Below are 25,333 nucleotides of genomic sequence, written 5' to 3'. Positions count from 1 at the left end.
GCACCATGACCCCTCACGACCTCGCGGAGGCCGGCGCCCACCTCGCCTCGTTGGGCCTGAGCCCCGGCTCCTCCGGAAACCTGAGCATCCGCGAGGGCGACCGCGTCCTGATAACCCCGACGGGCGCGGACCTGGCGGCGATAGACGCGAACGCCTTGACGGTCCTCGCCCTCGACGGCACCCACCTCGACGGCCCCCGTCCGTCCAAGGAGTTCCCCCTCCACACCGCCTTCTACCGACGCGACCCGGCGACCCGCGCGGTGATCCACCTCCACTCCCGCCACGCCGCCGCCCAGTCCTGCCGCCCCCCCTGGTCCGCCCACAGCGCGCTCCCCCCGCTCACCCCGTACTTCGTGATGCGCGTGGGCCAGACCCCACTCCTCCCGTACGCCCCGCCCGGTGACGCGCAACAGGCGGCGGACCTGGAGCGGTTGCCGTTCCCGTTCAAGGCCGCGCTGCTGCAGAACCACGGCCCGGTGACATCCGGCCCGACCTTGGAGGCGGCCGTCGCGGCGGCGGTCGAGCTGGAGGAGACCTCGGCCCTGCTCCTCACGCTCGGGGAGCTGCCCGCGCGGGTGCTCACGCGGGAGGAGGCGGGGGCGATGGCGGAGAAGTACGGGATGCCGTGGTCGGGTTGAGGGGGGCAAGCAGCATCACGGCCCGAACGGCGTCGGCGTGCGCGTCATGAACGGTGCGGCCCCAGCGGTCCGCGAACGCCGCGAACGCCGCGAACGCAGCGACAAGAAGCAGGCCGCGGCCGACGCCAACCCGGTAGGACGTCCGTACCGATGGGTCCCGTACGGCGGTGACGCCTTTGGTGGGCCGCGTTTCACAGCGCTGCCGCGCCCCTGAAGGCGCGGCAGCGCACATGATCACCGCGTGCGGTGGAAGGCGACCGTGTAGGTCTGGACGACCGCCCCGTTCGCCGAGGTCACCGTGGCGGTGCGCGCCGTGAGGCGCGTCCCCCTCGACGACACGACGTCGCTTCCGTCGCGGACCTTCACCCGCGCGCCGGACGCCGACGCCACCGCGCCGACCGCCGGTATGCGCCCGTTCTTCGGCCAGTCCACGACATACGTGGAGACGTCCGGGTCGAACCCGTCGAGCGCGGTGCCGCCCACGGTGAGTGCGGAGGCGTCGGCGACGCTCGCCCCGGTGGCGTCGGGGACGTTGGTCACCGTGACCGAACCGTCGGCGGCCACGCGGACGTTCGCCGCCATGGCCGCCGCCAGATTGACGCGCTGCCAGCTCGCCTTGCCGTCGGCGGTGAGGTCGAGCGGGTAGCCGGAGTCCGTCGCGGTCTGCTCCAGGATCTGGGTGCGCTGTGCGGCGGTCAGGTCCGGGAAGGCCGTGAGCAGCAGAGCCGCCGCGTCGGACGGGACCTCGACAGCCTGTCCGGCCTTGCCGACGCGGGAGAACCCGTAGCTGAGTCGCTGGGTGTACGTGTCGAGGTGCTGGGCCGTGCTCTGCCCCGCGTACGGGTCGCCCGCGCAGGCGGTGAGCGTGGTGCCGTAGCCCTGCTTCTCGCACCGGGCGAGCAGCACGTTCTCCATCTCGGTGTGGGCCTGCGTCAGGAGCCGCGCGAAGTCCGGGTCGGCCCAGCGGTGCGCCACCGTGGCCTGGGCGCCGATACGGCCGCCCATGACGTCGAGCGGGTAGTGGAAGCCGAGGACCAGCCGGTTGTTCCCGTACTCCGAGGTCCGCGCGAGGATCGACGGGGCCAGCTCCGGGAGCAGCGTGGCGAGGACGGTGCCCGCCTCGTAGCCGCTGTAGGTGTGGCCGCTGGGGTACGAGCCGCTGGTGGCGAGCCCGGCGTACGAGCCGTCCTGCGACTCGTAGATCCGGCCGCCGTCCCCGACGAACCCGAGCCGCACGTACGGGCGCAGGTAGTTGTAGTGCTCCTTCGCCGCGTCGTGCGTGTCGAGGTTCCTGGTGACGCGGGAGAACAGGGCGCTGGTCTTGGGCAGGGCGCCGCCCTTGAGGGCGTCGAGGTAGAGCCCGCCGAGGCGGGAGCCCAGGCCGTCGGCCATCGTCTGCGTCGCGCTGTTGGTGGCGTCCGTCTCGGCGCGGTCGACCTCCTTCTGGGTCGCCGCGTTGTTGATGCCGACGACGATTTTGTCGTTCTCCGCCGTAAGCGCGGTGTCCGCGGGCAGCTTGGCGTTGGCGCCGAGGGTCGTGGGCTTCAGGTCACCGAAGCCGCTGAGCAGATCGGTGAAGTAGTCGCTCCCGTCGTCGGTCTTCGGCCAGGCGTCCGAGGCGTACTTCGCGTTCAGTACGTCGTCGGGGAAGGGAGCCGGTTCGTACGCCGTCGGGTCGGCGGTGGACGCGGTTGTCGTCACGGCCGTGTCCGAGGAGGCACCGGCCAGCGTGACCGCCTCCACCGTCGCCGCGTGCGCCTTCGCCGCGCTCCGGCCGCCGACCGTGAGCAGCGCCGTGCGTGTGCCGCCGGGCACGTGCGCCGTCGTGCCGTTGTCGAGGGTCACCGTGTAGCCGAGGACCGGGAAGCCGCCGTCACCGGCCGGCCGCCAGTCCACCCGGACCCGCTTGCCGTCGGTGACGACACCCGTCACGTGCGGCGTCTGCGGGCGGCTGCCGCCGACGACGACGGGCTGCGTGGCGGCGCTCGCGGCCGAGGTGCCGCGGGCGTTCACCGCGCGGACGCGCGCCGTGTACGGCGTACGGGACTTCAGCCTGGTGAAGGTCACGCTCCTGCTGTCAGGGTCCTTGACGGTGAGCTGGTGGCCGCCGCTGAGGGTGACCTCGTAGCCGGTGACCGATGAGCCGCCGTCGTCCTTCGGGGCGGACCACGCGACCTTCACGGCCGTGGTGCCGGAGGCGGTCGCCGAGACCGCGTCGGGCGCGGTAGGTACTGTCGTGCGCTTCAGCTCGAGCGCGGCAAGGGCACGGTCGAGGGACTCGTACCGGGTGGTGAGGGTCTTGTCCGTCGCCGTGTCGTCCGCGACAGCGGCCTTCGCCTTGGTGAGCGCGTCGGTGAACTTCGTCCAGGACGCGTCCGTATAGCGGCCCTTGTCGAGCGCGGACGCGGTGGTGACCAGGTTCTCCAGGCGCAGCCTCGGCAGCGGGACGAGCTGCTTGGCGGCCAGGGTGAGGCTCCGGGTCCGCGTGTCCGCTTCGAGCTGGGTCGCGTCGTCGGCGTCCAGCAGAGCGCGGGCAGCGGCCAGTTCGCGCTGGAACACCGCGAAGTCGATGCTGCCGTACCGGTCCGCGTCGTCGGCCAGGCCCTCGTAACTCTCTATCGCCTTGCGCAGAGCGGTCAGGTCCGTCTCGGCGGGCGCCTCGACGTGGCTGAACGTGACCCGGCCGACGTTGGCGACGTACGGGTGCGAGGCGTCCGCGTGCGTCGTCAGCCGCAGGTGGACGGAGTGCTTGCCGGTGATGGCCTTGGGCAGGGTGAGGCTCGTCGTCCCTCCGGACGACCAGGAGGAGCCGGTGACGGGGAGCGGGACGGTCGCGTACGGGGTTCCGGGCGCGTCCTCGTCGAAGCCGTCCAGGTGGATCTCGACGGCCGAACCGGTGCCGGAGCGGGCGGAGTTGTTGACATATGTGAACGTGACGGTGTTCTTCGCGCGGCTGCCGAAATCGATGTCGCCGTAGTCGAGCCAGGCCCCGTCGTACGTACCACCCAGGGAGGTGGTGGACCCGGCACCGCTCCAGGTGGCCGTCTCGCTCTTGAGGCCGCCGCCGCTGTTCGCCTTCCACGCCGTGGCGTCGAAGGCGACCGGGGTGTCGGCGCTCCGCGTCACGGTCAGCGAGTAGACGTTCGCCACGTAGGGCTGGGCATCGGTCTGCGTGCTGGAGGCGAAAGCCGCGTACACGTCCTGGGTGCCGGAGAAGACGGCCGGGTCGAGCGTGACGCTCGTACTGGCCATGGTCCCCCAGCCCGAACCGGTGTAGTCGAGCGGGACGTCGACGACGGCCGGGCCGTCCTTCCTGCCGAGGCGCAGTTCGATGTGCGAGTCCGACGCCGCGCGCGAGCGGGGCTTGTCGTAGCTGATGGTGACGGTGTCCGCGCCGTCACCGAGAGCGGTGCCCTTCCACTCGGCCCACGCGCCGTTCGTCACGTTCTCGAAGATGCCGCCGGACAGCTTGAGCGGCGACGAGCCGCCGCCCGTCGCCGTGGTGCCGGGCGCGGTCAGTGTGGCGAGCGTGGTGGTCCCGCCGGACGACGGGGCGTCGTACGGCGAGAACTGGAACCAGTCGAAGTTGGACACCCACTGCTGCCCCGACGGCGCGTGGAACACCATCGTCGCGCTGCCCGCGTCGAGCAGCGCCTGCGCGTTGGTGAGGGGCGCCTGGACGGTGGTGTAGGTCGACCAGGCACCGGTGCCCGGGAGCTTGACGCCGGCGACGACGGGCCCGTCCTTGTCGCCCGCGTGGATGTCCACGCTGCTCGGCGTGGCGGTCGCGGCCTGCGAGTTGGCGTAGCGGACGGAGACGCTGCGCGGGGCGACGCCGCCGAAGTCGAGGCCGGTGAACTGCTCCCAGGCGCCTTCGGTGACGCCGCCGAGGTCGCCGTCCGAGTAATACGCCTCCTTGACCAGGCTCGGGCCCTCCATCCGGTCGGGGTCCTCGGCCTGGAGGACGGCGTAGCCGCCCTCGTCGAGGGTGAGCGCGTCGGCGGCGGACCGCAGCGCGTCGTGCGCCGCCATCAGCGTGCCGGTGGCGGAGGCCGGGTCGGCGAGGACGGTCCGGGCGCGTTCGAGCGCTGTGCGGAACAGGCCGTACGAGCCGTCGGAGTAGTTGCCGGGGCGCACCGACAGGGCGTCGTCGACGAGCGACCTGAGCGTCGCGCGCTGCACCGCCGCCGCGGAGATGACGAGCGGGTCGGTCACGGATATGCCGGTGCCGGTCACGGTGGAGGCCGGGACCTTGTGGGCGAAGGCCGCGTCGCGGAAGGTGAGACCGAGCCGTACGTCGGTCGTGGTCGAGCCCTTCAGCGTGAGGGTCGCCTTGCGCGAACCGGCGACGCGGAGGTCCGCCGTCACCCCGTCCGGCAGGCCGGTGACCGTGGCCGCGCCGGTCCGGGTGAGGCTGGTGCCCTTGCGCGCGGCGAACGTCGCCTTGCCGGTCGACGTCAGTTCGATACGGTCGTCGACCTGGCCGTTCGCGGCGGTGGCGACGGTTTCCGGGCGGGCGGAGAGCACGCTCTCGCCCTTGCCGGATCCACCGCTTCCTGGCGCGCCCGTGTCCGTGTTCAGCGAGTACGCGGGCTCGGTGTCCTTGCCCCAGGCGGACGGCTTGGACCCCATGGTGAAGTCCAGGGTGCCGCCGCTGATGATCTGCGCGTAGTCGAGCCAGGTGTTCCCGAAGCGCTTGCCGTTGTACGTGGCACGCTGGACGTAGTAGTTGTCCGCCGAGACGCCGTCCGCCCGCACCGAGAACTTCTTGCCGTTGGCGTAGGTGATCGTCGTGGAGTCGAAGAACGGGCTGCCGATCTGGAACTCGCTCGATCCGGCCGTCACCGGGAACAGTCCGAGGGCCGCGGCGACGAACATGGTCGACATGGTGCCCGCGTCGTTGTCCATGGTCGGCAGGAAGCCGTCCGGGGCCGGCTTGTAGACCCTGGTCCTCACCGGCGGCCGGAGTTCGCCGCCGGAGCTCGGGGCTTCGCCCGTGGAGCCGGTCGCGATGTACCGGTTCCAGGTCTCGCCGGTGTAGATGGAGCGGACCCATTTCTGCGTCAGGCCCGGCTCGCCGACGTAGTTGAAGAGGTACGGGGCCTGGAGGTCGATCTCGTTGGCGTTGGAGTGCAGCATCGTGGAGCCGTCGTCGGCGTCGGAGTCCTCGCCGAACATGTGCAGGACCGCGGCCCTGCCGGCCTTGTCGCCGCCCATGGCCTTGATGAGGCCGCCCATGTCGTACGCGTCGTACCAGTGGTACTGCCAGAGGGTGCCCTGGTAGAGCCTGGCCTCCTCGAACTTCTCGTAGTCGACGCTCTGCCAGTTGCCGTCACCGTCGCGCGGGGTGAGCAGCCCGACCTTCGTGCCGTCCTCGGCGGTCCACGCGCCGGACTTCACGAGGTGGTCGGTCGCCATGGTCGCCTGCTCGCGCAGTTCCTCGGCGTCCGCGTCCTTGCCGAGCGCGTCGGCGACGATGGCGAGGGCCCACTGGTCGTACCCGCGCTGCACGGTCGTGCCGGGGTCGCCCGCGATGTAGCCCTGCCGCAGCTGTTCGCCCGTGTAGTACCCGGCGTAGGACTTCAGCGCGGGGTACGCCTCGTCGAGCCGGTCGAAGCCGTCGTACCCCTTCGAGATCGCGTCCGCGATGACGACGGGCAGCCGCTCCCAGCGCACGGTCGGCACCGAGTGCGTGAGGCTGCCGAGGCTCTTGCCCGTGGTGCGGGTGTCGGCGAAGAGGGTGATCGCCGACTGCACCATGTCGCGGTACGTGGCCGGGTCGATGTATGCCTCGACGGAGAACTTGCGGAAGTCGTCCCAGGAGGACCAGCCGTCGTAGTACGTATAACCGTTGGCCTTGTGCACCGCCCCGTCGGCGCCGCGGTAGGTCCCGCTGGTGCTGGTGGCGTTCACCGGCAGCGCGTACATGCGGTACAGGTGCGTGTAGAAGAGCTTGGTGAGCGACGAGTCCGGGTCGGCCTTCCTGGACGCCTGTACGGCGACGGCGCCGAGGGTGCGGTTCCAGTCGGCCTCGGCACGCGCGCGTGCCTGGTCGAAGGAGAGGCCGCCGACCTCGTTCGCCTGGTCGGTCGCGGCCTGCTCGGCGCTGACCGGAGACAGGGTGATACGCAGCTCGATGTCGTCCCGGTCGGCCGCGTCGAAGGCGAGGACGGCGCCCGTGTCGGTGCCGTCCTGCGCGGTCGCGCCGCTCATCTGCCCCTTGTCGCCCCAGGTGCGCAGGGACTTCACCGGGACGTTCGTGGTGGCGTGGTAGTACATCCGGTACGAGGCGCCGTTGAACGATCCGGCGATGATGCCGCTGATCGCGGTCGTCCCGTCCGCCAGCTTCTTCGCGTCCAGGGTGGCGCGGCTGCGGCTGGTGAAGTTGTTGGCCAGGTCGAGGACGAGCTTCGGCTCGGACCCGGCGGGGAAGCGGTACCGCTCGAGGGCCGTGCGGGTCGTCGCCGTCATCTCGGCGTCGATGGTCCCGGCGGGCGAATCGAGCCCCACCTGGTAGTGGCCGGGCGCGGCCGTCTCGTCGTCGTGGCTGTACGCGTGGGCGTAGCTGCTGGTCGCGGGGCGGTTCTCGTACGTCTCCGAGGTCGGCACGACGAGCAGGTCACCGCCGCCGCCGGAGCCGCCGACCCCGTCGAGGTTGGTTGCCGTGAACCCGGCGATGTGGTCCTCGTTGTAGTCGTAGCCGCTGTGGTTGCGGTCCGGCGTGGTCATCGGGTTGACCTTGGCGAGACCGTGCGGGGCCTGGGCGCCCGGCAGGTCGTTGCCGTCGTCACCGGCGGTCGACACGAAGGGGTCGACGAGCTTGGTGTAGTCCGTGCCCCCGGACGAGGCGGAGACCGTCCCCGAGGAGTGCGCCGCGAGGGGTGCCGCGGCGGCCGGGGCGCCGCCGGCCGTCAGCGCGGCGAGGCCGAGCGCACCGGCCAGCAGGGCGGCGAGGGCGGCGCGCGGTCTGGTGCGTTGCATACGTCTTGCGGGGCCTGAGGGTCTAGCGGAGCCTGAGGGTCTTGCGGAGCCTGAGGGTCTTGCAGATCCTGCGGATCCTGCGGGTCTTCTGGGCACGGACTTCTCCAGCGTCGCGGTACGCGCGCATCGTCGGCCGCACCGTCCGACAACGTTGTCAAGCGGCGACCGGCGGGTGCGCAATCGGGATCATCACATACGGAGAATTCGTACAACGGGCGAACGGGATCCGTACAGAGGGTGCGCACGAAAAGGATCAGGCGCAGGTGAGACAGGCGGCAGGCGGCACGCGCCCGAAATGGCCCAGCCACCTCATAGCCAATTGGCCCCGGGATACGGGCCAATACGCACCTACGCTGCACCCATGCCCACGACGACGAGCACAACGACGAGCACGACCACGAGTACGAGTACAGGCACACCGGCACCCACGCCCACGACCCCGCCCACGACCCGGGTCGACTTCTACTTCGACCCCGCCTGCCCGTTCGCCTGGATCACCTCGCGCTGGCTCCTCGAGGTGGAGCCGCTGCGCGACCTCGACGTCCGCTTCCACGTCATGAGCCTCTACCTGCACAACGAGGGCAACGACCTGCCCGACTGGTACCGCGACCTCGTCGACCGCTCCCTCGGCCTCGTCCGCGTCGCCGTGGCGGCCTCGCGGCACAGCTCCCCCGACGTGCTGCGCGACCTGTACACCGCCCTCGGTACGCGCATCCACACCCGCGGCGAGAAGGACTTCGACACCGTCGCCGCCGACGCCCTCGCCGAACTCGGCCTCCCCGCCCGCCTCGCGGACGCGGCCCGCACGACCGACCACGACGACGCCCTGCGCCACAGCCACGACGCGGGCAAGGACCCGGCCTCGGACAGCTACGTCGGCACGCCCACCCTGCACATCGACGGCGCGGCCTTCTTCGGCCCCGTACTCAACAGCATCCCGCGCGGCGACGAAGCGGCTCAGCTCTTCGACGCCGTACGCACGCTCGCGAAGCACCCGGACTTCTTCGAGCTCAAGCGTGAACGGACCGGGAGCCTCCGCTTCGACTGAGGACTGTCTTGATCGCACCATGGACAACTGCCGTGTCCCGTCGTTACGTTTCGGCGACGACTGACAACGATGTCGACATCCGAGCGCGGCGGCCCGCGCGAGGGAACGGAGATCATCGATGGTGACTCGGCGAGGTCTGCTGCGAACGGGCGGCGCGGTGCTGGCGGCGGGCGGACTCGGACTCTCCCTGCCGGCGCACCAAGCGGTCGGCGCTCCTCCCGCGGCCGGCGTACCGCGACGGACCGGCCGTCTCCTCCCGTCCTTCGGCCGCCCCACGAAGCTGGACGTGTCCGACGTCAGCGCGCTGGACGGCGACGACCAACTGCTCCTCACGACCCTCCAGGGCGTCGTCAACCGCCGCGCGCCCCGCCTCTACTTCAGCTTCGACAGCGGCGACAACGGCGACACCAACCTGCGCTGGCTGTCCGGCACCGGCGCGGCCGTCACCCACCACGGCCACGCGCTCGACCTCCTCGACCGGTACCGCGGCGAGGTGCGTGGCGCCGTGCTGACCGACCCGGACGTGCCCGACTCGGTCAACGTCGCGACGACCCTGGCCGGCCTGACGGACGCGGTGGCGGCCACCGCCGAGCAGGCGCGCGCGTACGGCCTGCGAACGGTCTCGGATCTGCGCGGCCGCTTCGACCCCGACGACGTACCGGCCACCTACCGCTGGCAGCTGGAACATCTCTACCCCCGGTGCGCCCGGACGCTGGTGGCCGGTCTCCCGCCGACCCGCACGGTCCGTGTCCCGGGGGTGCGGTGGCGCGAGGTCGCACGGGAGACGACGCGCGTACGCGACAGCTCCAACCGCCGGGTCCGCGCGCTCGACCTGAGCCCGGAACTGACCGGCGGCGACCCGCTGGACGCGGTCTACCTGCGGTTCCAGGACTCCTTCGGCGACGACGGGTGGGGCGCGTCCGTGGGCTCCGTGGTCGTGACGGCCGACGACGGGGCGGAGATCGCCCGTTTCACCCCGGGTACCGACGCCGAGTCCCCGTACCTCTTCGACGGCCTGAACTCCTCGGTCGGCGGCGACTCCAACCGGTTCGGCGACGGCAGCGGCGGCTACTTCGTCTACCGCTTCCCCGTCCCCGCCGGTACGAGACGGCTGGTCGCCCAGGTCGATCTGTGGAACCAGTTCCTCGTCACCGCCACCACCACGGCGCCCACCCGCGTCGAACCGTTCCCCAACTTCCGTGACTACGTGGTCGCGAGCAAGGCCATGGTGGTGTGGCTGCCGCCCGCCGGCGCGACGGGCGACCTGCTCGACGACACGCTGAGCCGCTACGCCCCGACCACTCCGTACACCGGCTGGTTCCCCAACGACGTGGCCGGCGAATGGGGCGGCGTCGACCGCGCCTCGCGCCACGGCATCGAGGTCGTCGCCACGGACTTCTACATGAACGCGACGGTCCACGCGGGGGTGCCCGCGAAGATCTCCAGCCGTGTCCGTACCCGGCCGAGGAGCAAACTCCGCAACCGCGTCTACGTCACCTTCACCGTCGGCGAAGGCGACAACGCGCAGTACTGCCAGCGCCGGATGCGGGACATCTGGGACGACCCGGCGCGCGGCACCGTCCCCGTCAACTGGACCGTCAGCCCCCTGCTCGCCGATCTCGGCCCCGCCCTTCTCGCCCACTACCAGCGCACCGCCACCGAGAACGACCTCCTCGTCTGCGGCCCGTCCGGCGCCGGTTACACGTACCCCGCGTCCTGGCCCGAGGAGCACCTGGCCGCCTATACCGAACTCACCGGCCGCTATCTGCGCCGTACGGGCATGGACCTCGTGTACGCCTACAACCCGCGCAACGCGGCGGGCGACGGCTGGATCCCCTTCGACGAACGCGTCGTCACCTCCTACGCCCGCCACACCCCTCTGCGCGGCATCATCCAGTCCTGGGAGACGGGCGATCTGCGGACCCGGACCGCCGGGATCCCGGTGATCGGCAACTTCTACCCGCAGGGCAAGGGCGCGGAGTTCCGCGACGCGCTCCTGCACCACATCGAGGACCGGGACCCGTCGGCCCCTGCCTTCATCGCGGCGGCGATCAACGCGTGGAGCTGGACGCCGAGCGACATCGCGGCGGTCGCCGCCTTGCTGGAGGAACCGTTCGAGGTGGTGCGCGGCGACGTGTTCTTCGATCTGCTGAAGAAGGCGTGACGCGGGGCGCTGACCCCGCCGGGGTGTCACAAGTCGGCGAGCCGCACGATCAGTTGTCCGTACCCGACACCGGACGTGCCCGACACCGGACGTGACCGGCACCGGACGTGACCGGCACCCGACGTGGTCCGCCCCGCCGACGACATGACCTCTCTCCTCATCGCCGCCCGCGACGACGAGGGCGACGGCAACGGCTTCACCGACGGCGAACTGCGCGACACGCTCCTGCTGATGATCAGCGCGGGCTACGAGACCACGGTCAACGTCATCGACCAGGCGGTGACCGCCCTCCTGACCGACCCCGGACAACTGGCCCACCTCCGCGCGGGCCGGGCGACCTGGGAAGACGTCGTGGAGGAGACCCTGCGCCACGAACCCGCCATCAAGCACCTCCCCCTGCGCTACGCCCTCACGGACATCTCCCTGGCCGACGGCCGGACGATCCCCCGCGGCGACGCGATCCTCGCCTCCTACGCCGCCGCCAACCGCCACCCCGACTGGCACGGCCCCACCGCCGACCGCTTCGACGTCACCCGCCCGGCCAAGGACCATCTGGCGTTCGGCCACGGCGTCCACTTCTGCCTGGGCGCCCCGCTGGCCCGCCTGGAGGTGGCCACGGCGCTCCGCCTGCTCTTCACCCGCTTCCCGGGCATCGAACTGGCGGTACCGGCCACCGAGTTGCGGCCTCTCCCGACCCTGATCAGCAACGGCCACCTGACCCTGCCGGTCCGTCTGCACCGGACTACCGGCCCCGGGGACGAAGTGCGGGCCGGGTGACCGGATTCGAACCGGCGTCCTCGCGGTTTTGGAGACCGCGCGCGTCGACCTCTGCTACCGTCCCGGCCCGCCCGATCAGTGTCCTGCCCGGTCCTGCCTGTCCTGGTGGGGCCAGGCATGCCCCTGCTCCTGCTGTTGCCGAGGGGGATACGGCGGCTGCGCCCACCCGGGCTGCGGCACCGGCGCGGCCCGACGCCGACGACCCCGTACGGCGAGCACCCCGCCGACCGCGCCGATCAGCACGAGCCCACCGACGCCCGCCGCGATCCACGGCAAGGCGCTCGACGACTCGCCGTCGGACGACGCGGCAGGGGCCGTCGACGCACCATTGGACGGCCCGGCGCTCGCACTATCGCCCCGCGGCGCCGTTCCTCCTGCCTTGTAGTCCGGCAGGGGGTACTCGTCGGCCGGTCCCGGGTCGCCCGGGTCGGTGAGAGCGATGCGGGGCCGCAGGGCGCCATGACCGATCTCATCACTGCGCTCCTTGCCGCTGACCGGGCCGCTCGCGGTGTTCAACATGACCCGCAGAACCTGGTTGTTGGTCCAGTCCGGGTGCTTCGACCAGATGAGGGCGGCTGATGCGGAGGCCAGGGCGGTGGCGTCGCTGGTGCCATGGGAGTCGCACACCTCGCTGCCGCCCTTGCAGGCCGCTACGATCTCCGCTCCAGGAGCGACCAGGTCGACCTGCGGACCGCGTTGAGATTCGCTGGTCACCTTGAGGTCCTTGCCGATCGCACCGACGCCGACCACTCCGGGGGTGGCCGCCGGGTACTCCGCGCTGTTGGACCCGGAGCCGGTGTTCCCGACGGCCGCGAAGACAAGCTTGTCCTTCGACAGGGCGTAGGCGACCGCGTCGTCCAGTTGCTTCGAGTTGCTCTCACTGCCCAACGAGATGTTGATGATCCGGGCGTCGGAGTCGGCGGCGTAACGGATGGCCTTGGAGATGTAGGTGGGGTAGTCGTCCGGGTTGCCGTCCGTGCGGCTCTTCTCGATGAAGTCCGGGACCCGAATGGGCAGAATCTTGGCTCCGGGGGCCAGCCCGTACGAGGCCTGCGTCCCGCCCCTCGCCCCCGTGGCCGCGATCAGGACGGCCATACGGGTGCCGTGTCCCGCGTAGTCCGCCTGCGCGTCACCGGGATGCCTGGAGTAGTTCTTGCCCGGCAGAACCTGTCCTCGCAGGTCGGCGAGGTCGGGGTCGACACCCGAGTCGACGACCGCGACGGTGACGCCCTTACCGTCGGCGGTCTTCCACATCTGGTCGGCGTGCATGGCATCCAGGTACCACTGCTCGGCCCGGACGGACTCGGCGCCCGCGGGCGTCACGGCGACGCCTGCGAGCACGACGCCGGTCAGGGCCGACGCGAGCCGGAGTCGGCGGACCTGCTGAGTACGGGAAGCCATGATCATCCTTCGTTGTGGCGCCGGGCCGTATGGGGCGGGTCGGGCAGGCGAAGCTCGGGCGCCCCGCGCTCCGGCCGCCTCACCTCGGGATCCCCCACCCCGGGAGCCTCCGTGTCCTCGCGCTCCGGCGCCTCCTCACGCAGACGTCGCGCCGGGGCGCTTCGCGCGCCATCATGACGTGCCGCGGACGAGGATCCGCGAGCGGGTTCGTCACCGTCGCGCTGCCCCGGCGCGTTGCGACGGTTCACCGTCGGACCGCTTGCGACGCCTGTCGCACGAGTGGATGCCGACGACGCACTCCGCCCCCTCGGGGACTGCCGCGGCTGACCGCCGGTGACCCCGTCCGACCTAGCAGGTGCCCGTCCACCCGCGCCGCCGGTCCCACGCTCCGTGTCGGAGGCGAGGGCGCGACCCGGCGCGGTTCCACCACGTGCCGACCCTCCTGACGCACCGCCGCGGCCTCCGCTTCCCTGCTCGGCGGGTGATCCGCCGACGACGGTGCCCCGGGGAATCGCGCTCGCACCGCGCCCCGATTGCTGTGGGACCGGACGTCCACCGGCGATAGCGTTCGACGACCGTGCCGGACCCGCGTCCCCCGGTCCGCGCACCTGGGAGGCTGTGCCTCCCTGTACGCCCGGGATGCCCGTCCGTCCCACCGCGGGAATCTCGCGTCCCGTCGTCGCTCCACGAGGAGCGCCGGGCGCGCCGGTCCCCTCCGGAAGGCCGAGCGGCCCACGCAGCACCGGTGACGCCGGCCCCCGGCCACGGGCCGGCCCCTGAGGCTGAGCGGCGGCGGAACGGCCCGCTCCGCCGAACACGGGAGGCGGTGCTCCAGGACCCCCGGGCGGCATGCCCGGCAGATGACCGGGCGACGCGGACGGCGGCGACGCGGGAGAGGGCATCGCCGGGGCGGTGGCCGACGGGAGCGTGGCGGCCCGGTCGAGCGAAGTGGCGGGACCGCCCGAGGCGAGGTCCGGAAGCGCCCTGTACGAGCCCGCGGCCGCGGCCGTCTGGTGACCTCCTCCGGCCAGGGACGCACCGTGCGCCGCTTCGCCGAGCACGGCGGCACCTGCCGCGAGAACACCGGCTCCGCTCACCGCCGCCGCGGTCCCCGCGTTCGACGGCTCACCGGAGACTTCACCGGGCCGGTGGGTGACATCGTCGCGGTTCTCCGGCACGAACCGTTTGGGAAGGGCCGGGAACTCCGGCGCCTGCAGTGCGTCGATCTGCTCCGTCGACGCCGAGTACGACTGGGCCAGCTTCGTCATCAACAAGGCCGCTTCGGCGCGGTCGTTGTCGTACTGCGTCTTGGCCGTCTTCACCGAGGACGTCGACGGGCCGCCGCCGTGGTTGCCGACGTCCTTCGCAGCCGCGTCGTGCGCGTCCAGGACCGAGCGGGCCGAGGCGCTGGAGTTCTTCAGTGCTTCCAGCTGCGGCTTGACCTCGTGCAGGGTGTCCGCCGCGTGGCCCAGCCACTTCCCGGCGCTCTCGCTGTAGTCACCGAGGCTCAGCGTGGCCCGCGCCGCCTGGTCGACCCACTTGTGGAACGCGTCGGCGCCCTCGCCCTTCCACTCGACCGCCGTGCTGTGCGTCTTGAGGTCGCCGCCGATCTCCTTGATCGTCTTGGCGGCCGCCGTCAGCAGCGCGCCCAGGTCCGTCGCGGTGGAACCGTCCGCCGGCTCGACCATCGTCCACAGCTCTTCCGGGCTGTGCACGGCGAACCGGTACGACTTGGCCATGCCCCACATCTGGGAACCGAAGTCGCTCATACCCCGTGCCTCTCCACGACGATGCCGACGCCGATGCCGATGCCGATGTCACCGCACGTGCTGGGTTCCATCACAGACCACCCGCTTCGCCGTCCGTCGTCTTCGGGCCCGCGGCCCCGTGTCCGTGCCCGTGCCCGTGCCCGGAGCGGTGCGTCAGGGCGTCGGCCTGGGTCCGGATGCGGTTGAGGCGCGCGCGCACCTCGTCGTCGAGGTTGTCGTAACCCGTCTTGGACGCGTCGACCGTGGCGACGAGCCCCTCGATCTGCAGGGCCAGCATCTCGGAGAGGTTCTCCAGCTGGCTGTGCACCTTCGTGTAGGCCGAGTGCAACCCGTCGGCCTCGTCGAACGCGCCCAGCCGTCCGCTCGGCAGCGTCCCGCCCGCGATCGACTTCGGCGCGGCCTTGGAGCTCTCCAGGTCACGCAGCAGCGCGTCGACCCGGCGCTTGAACGTCGACAGCGTCTCGCCCTCGACCAGCATGGCCTTCGCCGCGCCGCCCCGGGCCGCTGCCGCCGCCCGCGCCGTACCCCCCGTGCCGTCGGACACGATCCCGCCCCTCCCCGTACAACCTTCGTCAGCAATGCTCCCGGCCCGCCGACGCTTGTCGCGGGCGTCCCATCTTTAGCACGAGCGACCCCCGCGAGGCACTCGGAGCCCCCGCTCGGTGCGGGCGCCCGGCGGGAGAGGTTGACGGGGCGCCGCCGGGCACCTCCCGACACCCGCCGACATTCCCTGATACCCGCCGACGCGTCAGAACCAGTGCAGGCAATGCGGAGCCCGCTCCGTACGGAACAGCGTGTCCGCGCGCGCGGACGCCTCCGCGTGGTGGGCCAGGACATGACCCGCGCGCACCAGCGTGCTCGGCGTGACGCCTCCCAGGTAGAGCGAGCCCAAGTCGCGTACGTTTAGGGAGAGATCGGGGTCCCTGTCCGTGGGGGCGCAGGTCGCCTCGCCGTCGCGCACGGTCAGCCGGTAGCGGCCGTGCTCGGCCAGGAACGGGTCCTCGACGTCCAGGACGAGTTCGCCGTCCGCGGACCAGCCGCCGCGGGCCGCCATGGCGCGCGGGATGTCGAGGAGGCGCACCCAGAGCCAGTCGCCCGGGCCGCCGGCCTCGCCCGCGCGCAGGTCGGCGAGTTGCCAGCGCAGCGGATGGTCGGGCGGGACGTGGCGGAACACGACCTGTGACACCAGGTCGTGCCCGAGGGCGAAACGGGCCAGGGCCGTGAAGGCCGCGTCGTCGGTGGTGATGATCTCGTCCACCGTCAGGGTGTTGGGGTCGCCGCCTGTGGAGTAGCTGGCGTACCCGTCCGGCACCCCGTCCGCGTTCCGGTGCACGGCGACGTGGCGCGGCGTCCGCGAGACCGGCGGCTGCCCCGCGCCCAGTTCCCACCAGCGGTGCGGCCGGGACAGCGCGCCGGGCTGGGCGCGGCGGTAGCGGTCGTAGACCTCTTCGAGCAGGTCACCGCAGTCGGATCGCCGCAGCACCTCGACCGACCCGTTGTCCGCCGCCGCGTCGCCCGCGTCGGCGGGCGTCGTCGTACGCGCCCGGGGAACCGCCGGCTCCGCCCGGTGGCGCGACACCGTCACCGGAGCCGTGAAGGTCGCGGGGCCGTACCCGAACCTGCCGTAGATCCGCGCCTCGGAGGCCAGCAGCACCGAGAGGAACTCGCCCCGGGCCCGTACGTCGGCGAGCTGGCGCCGCATCAGCGCGCTCAGCACGCCGCGACGCCGGTGCGAGGGCAGGACGCCGACCGTGGTCACACCGGCGACAGGGGTGATCGCCCCGCCCGGGAGCGTCAGGTCGAGGGAGTACGCGGCCGCCGTGCCGACGGGCCGCCCGTCCGGTCCCAGGGCCATCAGGCCGCGCTCCATCTCGAGCGCGGACCACCAGCGACCGCCGTCCGCGACCGGGGTCTCCGGGAACTGCCCGAACGCCGTGTGGACCGTGTCGACGAAGACGGTCAGGTCGTCGTCGGTCGTGGGGCGTATGTCCATCGTTGTTCCAGCTCACTCTCTGCGAAGCCACGAAGCCACGAAGCCGCGAAGCAGCCTCGAAACCCCCGGGATTGCCTTGCCACGTCCATGCCTCAGGACAGCGTCGTCAGGACCGCATTCTCAGGACCGCGTCCCGAGGACCGCGTCCTAAGGACCGCAGCCTCAGGACCGCAGCCTCAGGACCGCAGCCTCAGGACCGCAGCCTCAGGACCCCATCGTCACAGCCCCACGGAAACCCTCCGGCCCGATCGCCGCCATCGCCTCCAGCGCCGCGTCGGGGACCGGCAGCAGATGCGCGTCCACCCATGTGTCGCCCGTCGCCGCGTTCGCCCAGGGGTCCTCGATGACGACCGCGCCGGGTACGACGCCATGGCACAGCACCCAGTGCGGTACGTCGAAGCCCTGCATCTCGGCGAGTGAGAGGAGAAGCAGAACGTGGTCGCGCCCGGCCGCGAGCGTCTCCCGGATCGAGGTCAGGGAGAGACGGCTCGGATCGACCGGGACTCCGACGCGTTCCGCCTCCGCACGGGAAGCGCGCTGGAGTACGGCGCGCCAGTCCTGGTCAGCCTCCGGGAGGTGGTCGAGCATGACCGGGCGGTCCGTGTCGAGGTGGACCGTGACGGGGGACGCGGGCCAGGCGCGGCGCAGGGCGACGCCGAGGCCGACGGGCTCGCAGGCGTTGAAGTTGGTGGCGTCGCGCCACAGGGTCAGCTCCGCCTGCCGGTCGAGCGCCTGCCGGGGCAGCGTCCCCGCGTGCGCCCGCGCGACGAGGGCGGTTACGGCGCCGCAGGTGAAGTGTGTGGTCTGGCCGTAGTACGGGGGTTCGGCAGACCCCGCGACCGTGGCGTCGTGCAACCAGCGGACATGACCCGTCGCCGGGCCCTTTGCCCCCTCCGACTGCGACAGCGGGGCGTTCAGGGGCGTGAAACCGGCGGCAGCGGCGTCCTCGCGACTCGCCGTCCAGCCTTCCCATTTGAGCTGTGCCAGTCCGCGCCGACGGGCCTCGGCCTCTACGGCCCGCACCGCCCCGGTCACCTCCCCGACGGTGTCGACGATCTTCAGGTACGCCGTCCCAGGACGCGCCGTCACCAGCGCGGCGGCCCGCCAGTCCTCGCCCGTCTCGTCGGGCACGGCCACGAGGTGCGGGGCGTGGGCCGAGCGGTCGACCGCGCGCCAGCGGTCGAGGACCGCACCGTCCGCGAGCCGCGCCGCGAGCCGCACCAGTTGGCGCGGCAGGTCGTCGGGCTCGTAGCGGACGACGACATGTTCCACGTTCACGTTCCTGATCACCTCCGCGTGCCTGTTCGCGTCCGCGTGCCTGTTCGCGTCCACATCCCTGCTCATGTTCCGGACCTCCTCATCACCCACACGAAGTACGGCGCCCCCACCAGCGCGATCATCAGCCCCGCCGGCACCTGCGCGGGCGCCATGACCGTGCGGCCCAGCGCGTCCGCCACGCAGACGAGGACTCCGCCGAGCAGCATCGCGACCGGGATCGAGCGGCCGTGGCGCGTCCCCACCAGGGAGCGGGCGAGGTGCGGGGCGACGAGGCCCACGAAGCCGACGACGCCGACGGCGATCACGCTGAACGCGGCGAGCACCGCCGCGATCGCGAGAGCGACGAAGCGGGTGCGGCCCACGCGGACGCCGACGATGCGCGGCGTGTCCTCGTCGACGGCGAGCAGGTCGAGCCTGCCGCGCATGAACAGCAGGACGGGCAGGGCGAGCGCCAGGGCGACGGCGACCGGTACGACGTCGGGGAACGTACGCCCGTACGTCGTACCGGAGAGCCACGTGAAGATGCGGGGCGTGTCGTACGGGTCGGCGCGCAGGAGCAGGAAGGTGGTGACCGAGCTGAGGCCGTAGCCCATGCCGATGCCGATGAGGACGAAGCGGTCGGGCAGGAAGCCGCCGCGCCAGGACAGCAGGGCGATGACCGCGAACGTGGCCAGGCCCGCCGCCACCGCGACGACGACGAGCACGGGCTGTCCGCCGCCCAGGCCCGACGTGGCGACGGCCGCCGCGCCGAGCCCCGCGCCCGCGGTGATGCCGAGCACGCCCGGTTCGGCCAGCGGGTTGCGCACCGAGCCCTGGACGACGCATCCGGCGAGTCCGAGCGCCGCGCCGGCGAGGATCGCGGCGGTCACGCGCGGGACCCGGTCGTCGAGCGCCTGGCCGATCAGGTCCGGGGCCCCGCCCTGGACCCACTGCACGATGTCCCCCGTACGCAGCCACAGGCTTCCGGCGAGAACGCCGACCAGGGCGGCCACCGCGAGCAGTACCACCGCGCCGGACATGACGAGGAGGAAGGCGCGGCGGGAACGTGCGGCGACGCGCGCGCGTGGGGGCTGCCGCAGGTGGCCCGTGTCCCGCAGCCGCAGTGCGAGGACCACGATGACGATGGCGCCGAGCAGCGCGGTCGGTACGCCGGTGGGGATGGAGGCCGCTGCGTCGGCGCCCTGGATCGCGCGCAGGGTGGCGTCCGCGAGGAGGACGAGGAGCGCGCCGAGCAGTCCGGCGGCGGGCACCAGGTAGAGGTGGCGGCGGAGCGCGCCGACGCGTCCCGCGACGATGCGGGCCAGGACGGGCGCGCCGAGGCCGACGAAGCCGATCGGGCCCGCGAGGGTGACCGCCGTGCTGGTCAGGAGCACCGCACAGAGGACGGCGATCACGCGGGTGGAGCGGATCGGGACGCCGAGGGTGGCGGCGGTGTCGTCGCCGAGGTTCATGACGTCGAGGCGCCGGGACAGCGCCAAGGCCCCGCCGAGGATCACGACGATGAGCGGGATGGCCCGCATCGACGCGTCGATGTTCAGCTGTGCGAGCGAGCCGCTGCCCCAGGCGTACAGGCCGGTGGTGTTCTTGCTGAAGAGGATGAGGAGCATGCCGGTGGCCGCGTCCAGCGCCATCGCCGTCGCCGATCCGGCGAGGATGAGGCGGGTGCCCGCGGTCCCGGCGGCCCGTCCGGCGAGGAGCAGGACGAGCGCCGCGGCGACGAGGCCGCCCGCGAAGGCGACGGCGCCCGACGCCCACAGCGGGACGGACAGGCCGAACGCGGCGACGAGGGTGAGCGTGAAGTAGGCGCCCGCCGTCACCGCGAGGGTGTCGGGCGACGCGAGCGTGTTGTGCGTGACGGACTGGAGGAGCGTGCCCGCGCAGCCGAGGGCGAAGCCGACCGCGACGCCCGCGAAGAGGCGCGGCAGGCGCGAGCCGGTGAGGATCTCGCCGACCGGCGCCCCGTCCGCGTCCTCGTGCCCGGCGAGGTGGCGCAGCAGGTCGCCGACGCCGACGCCCGACGTGCCCTGCGTCAGGTGCCACATGCCGACCAGGACGGTCGCGAGGACGAGGGCGCCGAGAACGGCCGCCCCGGCGAGGCCGCCGCCATCACGCTCGGCGCGTGGCAGCGGCCCGCCGTCGGTCACCGCTGTACGTACGGTGCTCACTTCTGGACGCTCACTTCTTCTCGCTCACTTCTCGTCGCTCACTTCTTGTCGAGCACGTCGACGTACGCGTCGATCGCCTGCTCGGTGGAGCGCGGGCCGCCGGCGCCCCACACGCGCGCGGGGAACGCGTGGGCGCGGCCTTCCTTCACGGCCGGGAGCTTCTTCCAGATCGGGTTCTTGGCCAGCGCGGCGACGTACCCGCCGGCGCCTTCGTCGTTCGCGTAGAAGAGGTTGGCGTCGCCGACGGCGGTCAGGCCCTCGACGTCGGTCTGCGCGAGGCCGTAGGCGGGGTCGACACCGCCGTCGCCGTGCTTCTTGTTGACGTCGTTGGTCCAGGCGGGGTTCATACCGAGTTCCTTGCCTATCTCGGTGAACAGTGCGCCGTCGCTGTAGGGACGGACGGTGAGGTTGCCGCCCTCGAGCCAGCCGTCGAAGAAGAGGAAGTCCTTGGTCGGCAGGTCGGCGTCGGTGACCTTCTGCTTCGCCGTCGCGAGGTGGTCGTCGAACTCCTTGAGCACCTGGTCGGCGCGGGCGGTGCGGCCCGTCGCCTTGCCGATCATGCCGAAGACGTCCCGCATGTTCCCGATCGGGTCCTTCGGGTTCGCGCCGCGCGTGGCCATGACCGGGACGCCGCGCTTCTCCAGCTTCTTGATCATGTCGTCCTTGGCGTCGAACGCCTCGACGACGATGAGGTCGGGCTTGGCCGCGTACAGGGTGTCGAGGTCGGGCTCCTCGCGGGTGCCGATGTCGGTGACGCCCTTGGGCAGCTTCTCCGCGCTGACCCAGGTGCTGTAGCCCTTGGCGTCGGAGACGGCGGTGGGGGTGACGCACAGCGTCAGCGCGTCCTCGACCTGCTGCCATTCGAGGACGGCGATCCGCTTGGCGGGCTTGTCGAGCTTCACGGTGCGGCCGACGCCGTCCTTGAAGGAGACCGGCTCCGTCGAGGTGGCCGTGGTGTCCGAGGCGCAGTCCTTCGACGCGGGCGACGCGCTCGCGTCCGCGCCGCTGCCGGAAGTCACCTTGTCGACATCGGTGGTGCCGCAGGCCGACGCGGCGAGCAGAGCGATGCCGGTGGCGGCCACGGCCGCCAGACGACGGGCACGGGCATGCGTACGGGCACGGTTCATCGGGGTCTTCTTTCCAGGAACAGGCGGGGAGAGCAGGCTGGTGGAACAGGCTGGGAGGGTGGGGCCGAGGCCGGGGCTCAGGACAGATGGCGTCCGAGCGGGTCGATGCGGACGCGGCCCGTCCGCGGGTCGGCGCTCACCTCGACCCGGATGTCGTAGACCTCGCCGATGTTCTCGGCGGTGAGGACCTCGATGGGCGGGCCGGCCGCGTGGACCCGGCCGGAGCGCATGAGGACGAGCGTGTCCGCGACGCGGGAGGCCTGGTCGAGGTCGTGCAGCACGACGCCGACCGCGAGGCCGTGTTTCTCTACGAGATCACGTACGAGGTCGAGCGTCTCGAACTGGTAGCGCAGGTCGAGGTGGTTGGTGGGCTCGTCGAGGAGGACGACGCCGGTGTCCTGGGCCAGGCAGGCGGCGAGCCAGACCCGCTGCATCTCGCCGCCGGACAACTCCCCGACCTGCCGCCCCGCCATGTCCCGTACGCCGGTGACGCCCATGGCGCGGTCGACGGCGGCCCGGTCCTCGGCGGTCGGTCCGGCGAAGCCGCGCCGGTAGGGGTGGCGGCCGAACGCGACGACCTCCGCGACCGTCAGCCCCTGGGGCGCGGGCCGCGACTGCGAGAAGAGAGTGACCTCGCGGGCGAACTGCCGGGGGCTGAGCAGGGCCGCGTCCCGCGCGGGCGCCTCGCCGGGCGCGCCGAGCGTGACCCGGCCGCCGTCCACCCGGTGCAGCCGGGACAGCGCGCGAAGCAGCGTGGACTTGCCGCTGCCGTTCGGTCCTACGAGGGCGGTGGCGCGGCCGGGCTCCAGGGCGACGGAGACGCCGTGGACGACCGGGCTGCCGCCGTAGCGCAGCACGAGGTCGTGCCCGCTGAGCGCCTGCCGCGAGGGGCTTGTGAACATGAGTGGATCCGGACGATCGCAGGGGCGAGGAGAGTGGCACCCCGCAACAACTAAGGGTTACCTAACTCAGGGAAGGTTATATTCCGCTCGCGACGTCGACAATCAGGAGTTCTCGCCACGCGATACGGGATTCCGGACAGCCGTATCCCGCACAGCCGCATCCCGCACAGCCGCAGTCCGGACACCCGCAGTCCGGGCATCCGCAGTCCGGGCATCCCGGGGTACGCCTTCCGTCGCGGCGAAGAACGCGCCCGGCGTCGTCCCCGTCACCCGCCGGAACGCGGCGATGAAGGAGCTGGGCTGCGCGTAGCCGAGCACCTCGGAGATCGTCGTCACGTCGAAGCCCTCGGACAGGAGCAGCAGCGCCCGGTGCACGCGGAGCAGCTGCCGCCACTGCGCGAAGGAGAGCCCCGTGGCCTGCCGGAAGGCGCGGGTGATCGTACGGTCGCTGGTGCCGAGCCGGCGGGCCCACTCCTCCAGGGAACGGCGGTCGCCGGGGTCGTCGAGCAGCGTCTCGGCTATCGCGTCGATCCGGGCGTCGCCCGGCAGCTGCAACGCGAACTGCCGCTCCGAGGGTTCGATGACGTCGAAGACGACCGCCTCCGCGCGCGCCCTGGCCGCCGCGTCCAGATCCGTACGGGACAGATGGGTCAGCAGTGACTCGAGGAGCGGTGTCATCGCGATCGACCTGGGCTCCTCGAACGCGAACGGCGTCCGCTCCGGGGCGAAGAAGGCGTCCGAGAACTCCGCCCCCGCCGTCGCCCGCCCCGCGTGCACCACACCGGCGGGCATCCACAGGCCGTGCCCCTCGACCACGGTGAGCACGCGGCTCCCCACGCGGGACGTCAGCGTTCCGCCGCGCACCCAGACCAGCTCGTGCAGGGGGTGCGAGTGCGGCGACCACTCCGTGGGGTCCCGCACTATGCGGAACCCGGCCAGGATGGCGCCGGCGGACCCGGCCCCCTCCACGGGCAGGGCCTCGGCCCGCCGCACTACGGTGCCGGTCTCCCGCCGCCACATCCCGGGGGTCGCGTCACCTCGGGAGGTTCGAACCATGGTGCGCAGTTTATCCGGGTGGTTGAACGCTCATCCTCCTGCCCCTCGAAAGGTCTCCTCCTCCCCCTCGAAAGGTCTCCTCCTCCCCCTCGAAAGGTCTCCTCCTGCCCCTCCAGGGGCCGTTTCGGCTCCAGCGTTCGACTCCAGCTGCGGGAAGCCCTCGGCCAGTCCCGTATGCCGGGGCCGTCGTCACAGGCACCGTGCGTGGCCACGACGGTGAGGACCGGTGCGACGTTCGACGCACCGGATCCCGAACCCGCCGCCCCGGTCATCACTCCGTCCCGCGTTGTCACAGTCGTGCCATAGCCCTCGTACGCCTCCTACCGCCTGTCAGTGCCGGTCGCTACGGTTTCTCGTGGGCATCATGAGCACGACGGGGAAGGGATGCACGGGGGATGGGTTACACGATTCCGGGCTGGCTCGACGACGTCCTGGACTTCATCGGGATCAACTTCCCGAACGTCGACGAGGACGACTACCGCGAAATGGCCACGGCGATGCGGGAGTTCGCCGACAAGTTCGAGGGGCACGGCGGCGACGCGCACAAGGCCTTCTCGCGCATCCTGTCGTCGTCCGAGGGCTGGGCCGTCGACTCGATGGAGAAGCACTGGGGCAAGATCAAGGCGAGCCATCTGGAGAAAGTCCCGGAGCTCGCGCGGCTGTTCGCCGACGCGTGCGACGTGCTCGCCGACATCATTTTCGGGATGAAGACGAAGGCCGAGATCGAACTGGGCGTCATGGCCGCCTCGGTGGGCATCTCGGCCGGTCTGGCCGTGGTCACGGGCGGGCTGTCCGCCCTGATCGGCGCGGCCGAGGTCGCCGCGATGCGCCGGCTCGTCAAGCGGATCATCGACGAGGCCGTGGACCGGATCATCGACGAGGTCCTCGCCAAGATCACCGAGCCGATCAACGCCAAGCTGGAGGCGCTGGTGGAGGACATGGTCCTCGACCTCGCCGAGGGCGCGTTCAGCGCGCAGACCGGCGCGGGCGACGGCAAGGGCGGCGGGCACGGCGGCATGCACCTCGCGTCGGCCAGCGGCGTCAGCGGTTCCGGGGCCAAAGTCACGCACATCGACCACTTCGAGTTCGAGGACGGCGCCGGAAAGGTCTCGACGCACGGCAAGGAACTGCACCTCAATGCCACGACGCATCTGACGAAAGCCAAGACCGCCTTCGGCAAGAGCAAAGGCAAGGACCCGTTCACCCAGGCTTTCGACGGCGTTCTGCACGGCGCGCTGAACGGTTCGGAAAAAGCGCTCGTCAAAATCTCGAAACACATCACCGAGACCATCCCCGACCAGGTCAAGGCGGCGTCCAAGGTCCACAAGGACAAGGACCACGACGTCAAGGACAAGGTCAACAAGATCGAGTCGAAGAGCGGCGCCGACGCGGAACAGCGGACCTATCTTCTCCATTCCGACGGATCAATTCAGCGCCTCCATCCGGACGGCACCACGGGAAAACTCGACGACCACGACCGGATGCGTCTCGACGGTGTCGCCAGGCCGGACGACACCTTCTACATCCCGAAGACGGACAAGGAGAAGGCGGACTTCCACGCCGACAGCGAGCACAAGAAGCGGGTCGTCTCGCAGAAGGTCTCCCCGTACGGGTACGACCTCGCGGAGGCCACCCACGCGGCGCGCAAGTCCCGGGGCGACGACAAGGGCACCAACTACGCCGCCGGCCGCTACTTCGACCGGGAGGGCAGGGAGTCCGTACTGGTCGGCTACAGCAACAAGCTCGGGCACTCCGAGCGGATGATCGGCCGCCCACTGATCCACGCCGGGCTGCAGGACGGCCTCACCGAGGTGTTCAGCTCACGCGAGCCCTGCCAGAAGAACCCCGTGTGCGCGCGATGGCTGAGCTATCACTTCAGCGACAACTTGCAAGTCACGCACGCGGCCGACTACTACGACAACGGGAAAACGACGAACAAGGAACACATCGCATACGTCAACAACCTGAAGAAGATCCTCAACCTCTGACCGAATTCACCGAATTCACCGAACTCGCCGCAATCGCCGTGATCAC

General features: G+C 71.6%; 14 protein-coding genes, 1 tRNA gene and 1 pseudogene. 5 read left to right on the top strand and 11 right to left on the bottom strand.

All coding sequences use genetic code 11. The annotated features are described in order from the left end of the window. Nucleotides 1–5: 5 nt before the first annotated feature. The gene (locus ACH4RC_RS04395) at nt 6–638 is read left to right on the top strand and encodes a class II aldolase/adducin family protein (protein ID WP_398194921.1); all 633 of its coding nucleotides are present in this window, start codon (nt 6–8) and stop codon (nt 636–638) included. Nucleotides 639–872: 234 nt separating this feature from the next. Here ACH4RC_RS04395 and ACH4RC_RS04390 read toward each other — a convergent pair whose 3' ends face one another. Next, a complete protein-coding gene (locus ACH4RC_RS04390) occupies nt 873–7,619 on the bottom strand; it encodes a glycoside hydrolase domain-containing protein (RefSeq protein ID WP_398194918.1) in 6,747 nt (2,248 codons plus the stop codon). Between the two features lie 361 nt (nt 7,620–7,980). Between ACH4RC_RS04390 and ACH4RC_RS04385 the strand changes: the two genes are divergently transcribed. From ACH4RC_RS04385 to ACH4RC_RS04375, 3 genes and pseudogenes are all read left to right on the top strand, one after another. Further along, entirely contained in the window at nt 7,981–8,667 is a 687-nt protein-coding gene (locus tag ACH4RC_RS04385) for a DsbA family protein (RefSeq protein ID WP_398194916.1), read from the top strand. A 118-nt stretch (nt 8,668–8,785) separates the two neighbouring features. After that, nucleotides 8,786–10,831: a GxGYxYP domain-containing protein gene (locus ACH4RC_RS04380; protein WP_398194914.1), complete on the top strand. Its 2,046-nt coding sequence runs from the start codon at nt 8,786–8,788 to the stop codon at nt 10,829–10,831. 132 nt (nt 10,832–10,963) lie between these two features. After that, a pseudogene (locus ACH4RC_RS04375) lies at nt 10,964–11,608 on the top strand (cytochrome P450); the annotation flags it as partial. Here the strand turns inward: ACH4RC_RS04375 and ACH4RC_RS04370 are convergent. The 10 genes from ACH4RC_RS04370 to ACH4RC_RS04325 all read right to left on the bottom strand — a co-directional run bounded on the left by ACH4RC_RS04370 (nt 11,599) and on the right by ACH4RC_RS04325 (nt 23,299). Continuing rightward, nucleotides 11,599–11,675 (bottom strand) — tRNA-Trp (locus ACH4RC_RS04370). The pseudogene ACH4RC_RS04375 and the gene ACH4RC_RS04370 sit on opposite strands and share 10 nt — an antisense overlap. Before the next feature lie 8 nt (nt 11,676–11,683). Further along, nucleotides 11,684–13,009 (bottom strand): type VII secretion-associated serine protease mycosin, encoded by a 1,326-nt coding sequence (gene mycP / locus ACH4RC_RS04365; protein ID WP_398194912.1) that lies wholly within the window; start codon nt 13,007–13,009, stop codon nt 11,684–11,686. A gap of 2 nt (nt 13,010–13,011) precedes the next feature. Further along, a complete protein-coding gene (locus ACH4RC_RS04360; protein ID WP_398194910.1) occupies nt 13,012–14,778 on the bottom strand; it encodes a hypothetical protein in 1,767 nt (588 codons plus the stop codon). A gap of 70 nt (nt 14,779–14,848) precedes the next feature. Next, nucleotides 14,849–15,322: a DUF2563 family protein gene (locus ACH4RC_RS04355; protein WP_398194907.1), complete on the bottom strand. Its 474-nt coding sequence runs from the start codon at nt 15,320–15,322 to the stop codon at nt 14,849–14,851. A 204-nt stretch (nt 15,323–15,526) separates the two neighbouring features. Further along, entirely contained in the window at nt 15,527–16,771 is a 1,245-nt protein-coding gene (locus ACH4RC_RS04350; RefSeq protein ID WP_398194904.1) for a GNAT family N-acetyltransferase, read from the bottom strand. A 204-nt stretch (nt 16,772–16,975) separates the two neighbouring features. Next, nucleotides 16,976–18,115: a peptidase C39 family protein gene (locus ACH4RC_RS04345; protein WP_398194903.1), complete on the bottom strand. Its 1,140-nt coding sequence runs from the start codon at nt 18,113–18,115 to the stop codon at nt 16,976–16,978. Continuing rightward, nucleotides 18,112–20,214 carry an iron ABC transporter permease gene (locus ACH4RC_RS04340; RefSeq protein ID WP_398194901.1) on the bottom strand — a complete coding sequence of 701 codons (2,103 nt, stop codon included), beginning with the start codon at nt 20,212–20,214 and terminating at the stop codon, nt 18,112–18,114. The genes ACH4RC_RS04345 and ACH4RC_RS04340 overlap by 4 nt, the downstream gene beginning before the upstream one ends. 38 nt (nt 20,215–20,252) lie before the next feature. Continuing rightward, nucleotides 20,253–21,341, bottom strand: a complete 1,089-nt coding sequence (locus tag ACH4RC_RS04335) for an iron-siderophore ABC transporter substrate-binding protein (protein ID WP_398194898.1) — start codon at nt 21,339–21,341, stop codon at nt 20,253–20,255. A 77-nt stretch (nt 21,342–21,418) separates the two neighbouring features. Beyond that, nucleotides 21,419–22,243, bottom strand: coding sequence for an ABC transporter ATP-binding protein (locus tag ACH4RC_RS04330; protein ID WP_398194895.1), 825 nt, complete (start codon nt 22,241–22,243; stop codon nt 21,419–21,421). A gap of 102 nt (nt 22,244–22,345) precedes the next feature. Continuing rightward, nucleotides 22,346–23,299 carry a helix-turn-helix domain-containing protein gene (locus ACH4RC_RS04325; protein ID WP_398194892.1) on the bottom strand — a complete coding sequence of 318 codons (954 nt, stop codon included), beginning with the start codon at nt 23,297–23,299 and terminating at the stop codon, nt 22,346–22,348. Between the two features lie 395 nt (nt 23,300–23,694). Between ACH4RC_RS04325 and ACH4RC_RS04320 the strand changes: the two genes are divergently transcribed. Next, nucleotides 23,695–25,287 (top strand): nucleic acid/nucleotide deaminase domain-containing protein, encoded by a 1,593-nt coding sequence (locus tag ACH4RC_RS04320; RefSeq protein WP_398194889.1) that lies wholly within the window; start codon nt 23,695–23,697, stop codon nt 25,285–25,287. Nucleotides 25,288–25,333 lie beyond the last annotated feature (46 nt).

Origin of the sequence: Streptomyces sp. NPDC016845, from assembly GCF_044332585.1 — a bacterium.
Classification (GTDB): Bacteria; Actinomycetota; Actinomycetes; order Streptomycetales; family Streptomycetaceae; genus Streptomyces.
This window is presented reverse-complemented; position numbering and strand designations above follow the sequence as displayed.